The following is a 6,000-nucleotide window of genomic DNA, read 5'->3' as shown; positions in this document are numbered from 1 at the left end:
TCCTGCCACCCGAAAACTTGCCGATCCTCGAATGGCTCGGTATCAAAACGTCAAAATCACTGTGATGAACCACTAGTGCATAGCGGTTGCGTTGAGGATGTGCTCGATACTCTTGAAATGGTCGAGCCGCTCGATTTCGCGGTCGAGCTCCGAGCCGTGCTTCTCTTTCAGATTTTCTTCCATCTCAGCGATGGTTTCCCTGAACTGGGCGCGATCGACCTCCTGGATCGAGGTCGCGACATCGGCGAGCACGGTCAGGCGATTGTCGGAGACTTCGGCCAGACCGCCGAGCACCACCATCTTCTGATGCGTGCCGCCGGTCGTGATGGTCAGGATGCCCGGACGGACTGCCGCCACGACCGGTGCGTGACCGGCGAGCACGCCGAAATCACCTTCCGCGCCGGGGACGTCGACCTGATCGACCTCGCCGGAGAAAGCGAGCGCTTCGGGGGAGACGAGATCGAAGTGGAAGGTGGCCATGGTGTACCTGCGAATAGCGAATAGCGAATGGTGAGTGGCGAAGTCAGGGAGCCAGCGCTAACTCGCCACTCCCTATTCGCCATTCGCCCCTTAAGCTGCTTCGGCAGCCAGCTTCTTGCCCTTCTCGACCGCCTCTTCGATGGTGCCGACCATGTAGAAGGCAGCCTCCGGCAGGTGGTCGTACTTGCCTTCGCACAGGCCGCGGAAGCCCTTGATGGTGTCGGCGAGCTCGACGAACTTGCCCGGCGAGCCGGTGAAGACTTCGGCAACATGGAAGGGCTGCGACAGGAAGCGCTCGATCTTGCGGGCGCGGGCCACCGTCAGCTTGTCCTCTTCCGAAAGTTCGTCCATGCCGAGGATGGCGATGATGTCCTGCAGCGACTTATAGCGCTGGAGCACCTGCTGCACCATGCGCGCGGTGTTGTAATGCTCCTCGCCGACGACCAGCGGCGACAGCATGCGCGAGGTCGAGTCGAGCGGATCCACCGCCGGGTAGATGCCCTTCTCCGAGATCGCGCGCGACAGCACGGTGGTGGCGTCCAAATGGGCGAAGGAGGTCGCCGGCGCCGGGTCGGTCAAGTCGTCGGCCGGCACGTAGATCGCCTGCACCGAAGTGATCGAGCCCTTCTGGGTGGTGGTGATACGCTCCTGCAGCGCACCCATGTCGGTCGCAAGCGTCGGCTGGTAACCCACCGCCGACGGGATGCGGCCGAGCAGCGCCGACACTTCGGAGCCGGCCTGCGTGAAGCGGAAGATGTTGTCGACGAAGAACAGCACGTCCTGACCCTGGTCGCGGAAATGCTCGGCCACCGTGAGGCCGGTGAGGCCGACGCGCGCGCGTGCGCCCGGCGGTTCATTCATCTGGCCGAACACCAGCGCGCATTTCGACTGCACGCTCGGATCGGGATTGCGCGGGTCCGCGTTGACCTTGGACTCGATGAACTCGTGATAGAGGTCGTTGCCTTCGCGGGTGCGCTCGCCGACGCCGGCGAACACCGAGTAACCGCCGTGGGCTTTCGCGACGTTATTGATCAGCTCCTGGATCAGCACGGTCTTGCCGACGCCGGCGCCGCCGAACAGGCCGATCTTGCCGCCCTTGGCGTAAGGCGCGAGCAAATCGACGACCTTGATGCCGGTGACGAGAATTTCCGCCTCGGTCGACTGGTCGGTATAGCTCGGCGCTTCCTGGTGGATCGCACGCACGTCTTCGGCCTTGATCGGGCCGGCTTCGTCGATCGGCTCGCCGATGACGTTGATGATGCGGCCGAGCGTGCCGACGCCGACCGGCACCCTGATCGGCTCGCCGGTATCGGTCACTTCCTGCCCGCGCACCAGACCTTCGGTCGTATCCATCGCGATCGTCCGCACGGTGGATTCGCCGAGATGCTGCGCCACCTCGAGCACGAGACGGCTGCCGCCGTTCTTGGTTTCCAGCGAGTTGAGAATCGCCGGCAGGTGGCCCTCGAACTGGACGTCGACGACGGCGCCCATAACCTGGGTGACGCGACCGATCTGGTTGGCTGCTATAGCCATTTACTCTGTCTCCTTCGATCCGAATTTCAGACCACGGTCAGCTTGACCGGGATATTACCTTTGGTGGCCTTCGAATACGGGCACACCGTGTGAGCTTCCTCGACCAGCGCCTGGACCTTGGCCTTGTCCGCGCCTGGGATTGAAACCTTGAGTTCGACGGCGAGCGAAAAGCCGCCATCAGTCTTGAGCGTCACGTCGGCGGTGACCTTTGCCGCCTGGCCGTCGACGCCATGGTTCTTGGCGACCACGAGGATGGCCTGGCCAAAGCAGGCCGAATAGCCCAGCGCAAAAAGCTGCTCGGGATTGTGGCCGTCGCCGGCGCCGCCCAATTCCTTCGGCAGTGCCATTGCGAGCGCCAGCCCGCCATTGTCGAGCATGGAGCGGCCGTTGCGTCCGCCCTTGGTGGTAGCCGATGTGACGTAAGCCATTTCGCGCTCCCTTGGTTAGACCGCCTCGGCGCCGGAAATGATTTCGATCAGTTCCTTGGTGATCATCGCCTGACGGGTTCGGTTGTAGACCAGCGTCTGCTTGCGGATCATTTCGCCGGCGTTGCGGGTCGCGTTGTCCATCGCGCTCATCTGTGCGCCGTAGAACGAGGCGTTGTTTTCGAGAAGTGCGCGGAAGACCTGCACCGCGAGGTTGCGCGGCAACAGATTGGCGAGGATCTCGTCCTCTTCCGGCTCGTATTCGTAAGCGGTCGCAGCGCCGCCGTTTCCGGCCGGCGTTTCCACCACCAGTGGAATGACCTGCTGCGCGGTCGGGACTTGCGCGATCACCGATTTGAACTGCGAATAGAACAGCGTGCAGACGTCGAATTCGCTGGCATCGAAGCGCGCCAGCACTTTCTTGGCGATGTCCTCGGCATTGACGAAGCCGAGCTGCCGCACCGTGCGCAGGTCGATATGCTCGACGATCTGCCGTTCGAACAGGCGGCGAAGCTGCTCATAGCCCTTGCGGCCGACGCAGAAGAATTTGACTTCCTTGCCCTGACCGAGCAGCGACAGCGCGTGCTCGCGCGCCAACCGCACGATCGCGGAGTTGAACGCGCCGCAAAGGCCACGTTCGCCGGTGCAGACCAGGAGCAGATGCACCTGGTCCCTGCCCGTCCCGGCGAGCAGCGCCGGCGCGCCGGGCGAGCCTGCGGCGGCGCTGGCGATATTGCCGATCACGGCGCCCATCTTGTCTGCATAGGGCCGAGCGGCCTCGGCAGCGGTCTGCGCGCGGCGCAGCTTTGACGCCGCCACCATCTGCATGGCCTTGGTGATCTTCTGCGTCGCCTTGGTCGAGGCGATGCGGACCCGCATGTCTTTCAGTGACGCCATTCTTCGTCCACCCCGGCGATCCGATCGGGCGATCCGACCGCTAGCCTATCCCATTGTTCCGCCCGGCGCCTGCGCCGGGCATCCGCTTCTCGTCAGCCGGGAGCCACAGGCGCGAAGACCAGCTTCGCACCTTGTCCGGCCGCGACGACGTTTAGGCAAACGTCTTGGCGAAACCTTCGACCACGTTCTTCAGCTTGGCGGCAACGTCGTCATTGAGGTCGCGGCTATCGCGGATCGCGTCGAGGATGTCGGCATTCTTGCCGCGCAGCAGCGACAGCAGGCCATCCTCGAAGGCGCGCACCTTGTTGAGCGGCAGCGGATCGAGATAGCCGTTGGTGCCGGCCCAGATCACGCAGACCTGCTCTTCCATCTTCAGTGGCGAGAACTGCGGCTGCTTCAACAGTTCGGTCAGGCGCGAGCCGCGGTTGAGCAGGCGCTGGGTCGAGGCGTCGAGGTCGGAGCCGAACTGCGCGAACGCCGCCATTTCACGGTACTGCGCGAGCTCGCCCTTGATCTTGCCGGCGACCTTCTTCATCGCCTTGGTCTGCGCCGACGATCCGACGCGCGACACCGACAGACCGACGTTCACCGCGGGGCGGATGCCCTGGAAGAACAGGTCGGTTTCCAGGAAGATCTGGCCGTCGGTAATCGAGATCACGTTGGTCGGGATGTAGGCCGACACGTCGTTGGCCTGGGTTTCGATCACCGGCAGGGCGGTCAGCGAGCCCAAACCGTGCTCCTTGTTGAGCTTGGCGGCGCGCTCGAGCAGGCGGGAGTGCAGATAGAACACGTCGCCCGGATAGGCTTCGCGGCCCGGCGGGCGGCGCAGCAGCAGCGACATCTGGCGGTAGGCGACGGCCTGCTTCGACAGATCGTCATAGATGATGACCGCGTGCATGCCGTTGTCGCGGAAATATTCGCCCATCGTGCAGCCGGTGAACGGCGCGATGTACTGCATCGGCGCCGGGTCCGATGCGGTGGCGGCAACCACAATGGAGTATTCCAGCGCGCCCTGCTCTTCGAGCACCTTCACGAACTGCGCGACGGTGGAACGCTTCTGGCCAACCGCGACGTAGACGCAATACAGCTTGATGCTCTCGTCCGGCTGGGCGTTGAGCGGCTTCTGATTGAGGATGGTATCGAGCGCGATCGCGGTCTTGCCGGTCTGGCGGTCGCCGATGATCAGCTCGCGCTGGCCGCGGCCGATCGGGATCAGCGCATCGATCGCCTTCAGGCCAGTCGCCATCGGCTCGTTCACCGACTTGCGCGGAATGATGCCCGGCGCCTTCACGTCGACGCGCATGCGCTTGTCAGCCTGGATCGGACCCTTGCCATCGATCGGGTTGCCGAGCGCATCGACGACGCGGCCGAGCAGGCCCTTGCCGACCGGCGTGTCGACGATGGCGCGGGTGCGCTTGACGGTCTGGCCTTCCTTGATCTCGCGGTCGGCGCCGAAGATCACGATGCCGACGTTGTCGTTTTCGAGGTTGAGCGCCATGCCGCGGGTGCCGTTCTCGAACTCGACCATTTCACCGGCCTGGACGTTGTCCAGCCCGTAGACGCGGGCAATACCGTCACCGACCGACAGCACCTGGCCGACTTCGGTGACCTCGGCCTCCTGGCCGAAATTCTTGATCTGGTCCTTGAGGATCGCGGAAATTTCCGCGGCGCGGATGTCCATCAGCCTGCCTCTTTCATCGCGTGCTTGATCGAATTGAGTTTGGTGCGAAGCGAACTATCCACCATGCGGCTACCGACCTTGACCACAAGGCCGCCGATGATGGAGGGATCGATCTTCACGTTGAGCGCGACGTCCTTGCCCGTCACCGACTTCAGTGCGGCCTTCAGCGCGTCGAGATTCTTGTCATTGAGCGCTTCCGCGACGGTGACCTCGGCGGTCGCCTCGCCCTTGAAGTTCGCCACCAGCGCGTTGTAGGCGCGGATCACGTCCGCGACCGCAAACAAGCGGCGATTGGAGGTGAGCACTTTCAGGAACTTGGCGGTGATGCCGGAAATGCCGGCCTTGTCGAGCACCGCGGAGAGCGCCTTCAATTGCGCTTCAGCGGAAAACACCGGGCTGCGGACGAGGCGCTTTAGATCGGCGCTCTCATTCAGAAGGGCATTGAATTTATCGAGATCGGACTTCACGGCATCGACGGACTTTTCGTCGCGAGCCAGATCAAACAGGGCCGTTGCGTAACGACCGGCAACTCCCGAAACGGACGGATCTTCAGCAGCCACAGACGCGCTCTTTTTTGCTGTCAAATTCGCAAGGGAAAAACCGTCGCCGCTGCTGCGGCGCCTAGCGATCCAAGCCCTTGGAATTCAAGCGGGACTTCGATTTTCGACCGACACGCGGAGTGCCGGGATCGTTAAAATCGCGGCTTTGCTAGCATGGCAGGCGCGCAGGTGCAACATGACGTCACATGTAGGTGATGCCTTGTCGCACGGCCGCAACGAAGCGCCGCGAGGACCTTGCCGAGCAAAATTCTGCGCGCAGGAATTTTAGCCGCCAGGCAGGGAGGCCGCCGATCGTTCCGTTGGCAGTCGCATGCCAGGCCAGAGTTCCTGCAAAGGAACAAAACCGCCGCTTGCTCTCCATTTCGTGATTACTTGCGGAAACCTTTCCTAGACGTAAATCAACAGTATTCGTAAGTATTCATTT

6 protein-coding genes are annotated in these 6,000 nt (G+C 62.9%); all 6 read right to left on the bottom strand.

Annotated elements, in window-relative coordinates; translation table 11 throughout:
* Positions 1-72 precede the first annotated feature (72 nt).
* The 6 genes from AAFX91_RS11125 to AAFX91_RS11100 all read right to left on the bottom strand — a co-directional run bounded on the left by AAFX91_RS11125 (position 73) and on the right by AAFX91_RS11100 (position 5,576).
* On the bottom strand, positions 73-480 hold the full coding sequence (locus tag AAFX91_RS11125; RefSeq protein WP_130579679.1) for a F0F1 ATP synthase subunit epsilon: 408 nt from the start codon (positions 478-480) through the stop codon (positions 73-75).
* Positions 481-570: 90 nt separating this feature from the next.
* Entirely contained in the window at positions 571-2,013 is a 1,443-nt protein-coding gene (atpD, locus tag AAFX91_RS11120) for a F0F1 ATP synthase subunit beta (protein ID WP_130579678.1), read from the bottom strand.
* A gap of 26 nt (positions 2,014-2,039) precedes the next feature.
* Positions 2,040-2,441, bottom strand: coding sequence for an organic hydroperoxide resistance protein (locus AAFX91_RS11115; RefSeq protein ID WP_130579677.1), 402 nt, complete (start codon positions 2,439-2,441; stop codon positions 2,040-2,042).
* Between the two features lie 15 nt (positions 2,442-2,456).
* Positions 2,457-3,335 carry a F0F1 ATP synthase subunit gamma gene (locus AAFX91_RS11110; protein ID WP_394566458.1) on the bottom strand — a complete coding sequence of 293 codons (879 nt, stop codon included), beginning with the start codon at positions 3,333-3,335 and terminating at the stop codon, positions 2,457-2,459.
* A gap of 151 nt (positions 3,336-3,486) precedes the next feature.
* Positions 3,487-5,016: a F0F1 ATP synthase subunit alpha gene (atpA, locus tag AAFX91_RS11105; RefSeq protein ID WP_130579676.1), complete on the bottom strand. Its 1,530-nt coding sequence runs from the start codon at positions 5,014-5,016 to the stop codon at positions 3,487-3,489.
* A complete protein-coding gene (locus AAFX91_RS11100; RefSeq protein ID WP_028166250.1) occupies positions 5,016-5,576 on the bottom strand; it encodes a F0F1 ATP synthase subunit delta in 561 nt (186 codons plus the stop codon). The genes atpA and AAFX91_RS11100 overlap by 1 nt, the downstream gene beginning before the upstream one ends.
* Positions 5,577-6,000 lie beyond the last annotated feature (424 nt).

The sequence above is a fragment of the Bradyrhizobium sp. 31Argb genome (assembly GCF_043638955.1).
Lineage (GTDB): Bacteria > Pseudomonadota > Alphaproteobacteria > Rhizobiales > Xanthobacteraceae > Bradyrhizobium.
The sequence above is the reverse complement of the archived record's forward strand: the minus strand, read 5'-3'. Positions and strand labels throughout refer to the sequence as shown.

Bases quoted from the DNA above. Each gene is read 5' to 3' on its own strand.
- AAFX91_RS11125 (WP_130579679.1), bottom strand. From the start codon at position 480: ATGGCCACCTTCCACTTCGATCTCGTCTCCCCCGAAGCGCTCGCTTTC.
- atpD (WP_130579678.1), bottom strand. From the start codon at position 2,013: ATGGCTATAGCAGCCAACCAGATCGGTCGCGTCACCCAGGTTATGGGC.
- AAFX91_RS11115 (WP_130579677.1), bottom strand. From the start codon at position 2,441: ATGGCTTACGTCACATCGGCTACCACCAAGGGCGGACGCAACGGCCGC.
- AAFX91_RS11110 (WP_394566458.1), bottom strand. From the start codon at position 3,335: ATGGCGTCACTGAAAGACATGCGGGTCCGCATCGCCTCGACCAAGGCG.
- atpA (WP_130579676.1), bottom strand. From the start codon at position 5,016: ATGGACATCCGCGCCGCGGAAATTTCCGCGATCCTCAAGGACCAGATC.